The sequence below is a fragment of the Jeotgalibacillus marinus genome (assembly GCF_040801915.1).
Lineage (GTDB): Bacteria > Bacillota > Bacilli > Bacillales > Jeotgalibacillaceae > Jeotgalibacillus > Jeotgalibacillus marinus.
In genome coordinates, this window is sequence record NZ_JBFMIA010000068.1 from 1 (window position 1) to 764 (window position 764).

Annotated in this window: 1 protein-coding gene; it reads left to right on the top strand. The window is 39.8% G+C overall.

Features of this window, described 5'->3' with window-relative positions:
- Window positions 1-638, top strand: a 638-nt coding sequence (locus AB1471_RS16950) for a magnesium transporter (RefSeq protein ID WP_367780926.1), incomplete at its 5' end; no start/stop codon positions are given.
- Window positions 639-764: the final 126 nt, after the last annotated feature.

A 764-nucleotide genomic window follows, 5' to 3' on the forward strand; every position in this document is an offset into this window, starting at 1 on the left:
GTATGGCTGGTGTGGTTCATGTGGATGATATTCTAGATGTTGTACAAAAAGAAACGACAGAAGATTTTCATAAGATGGCCCCTGTCGTTTCCTTAGGAACAAGCCTAAAAAAAGCGAGCGTGGGCTTACTTTATAGAAAACGTGTTACATGGTTACTTGTCCTTGTATTTATGAATGTATTTTCAGGTGCAGGAATTGCAGCCTTTGAAGATACGATTGCCGCTTCTATTGCACTTGTATTCTTCTTGCCATTACTCGTTGACAGTGGTGGAAATGCTGGTTCTCAGGCTGCTACTCTAATGATCCGATCGATCGCACTTGGCGATGTTAAAATCAAAGACTGGTTAAAAATGTTTACTAAAGAAATTTCGGTTTCGTTTTTCCTTGGACTTACAATGGCTGTAGGAGTAGCCCTTCTAGGTGCTTTAAGAGGCGGAACTGAAATTGCTATGATCGTTGCAGTGACAATGGTTCTTGTCGTCATGCTAGGAAGTTTGATTGGCATGTCTTTACCATTTATTCTTAACAAACTAAAAATGGATCCAGCGACTGCCAGTGCACCATTAATCACTTCTATCGCAGACATTTGTGGGGTATTAATTTACTTCTCCATCGCAACATGGTTCTTAGGTTTATAAAACGCTAAAAATGTGGTTTAAAGACAATAAAAGTGATCCCAACTTCATGGATCGTTAAGTAACAAAAAACTAAATATCCTCGTTAGGTGAGGCTCCTATATGGAGATAGGCTGCTGCCCAGAAATG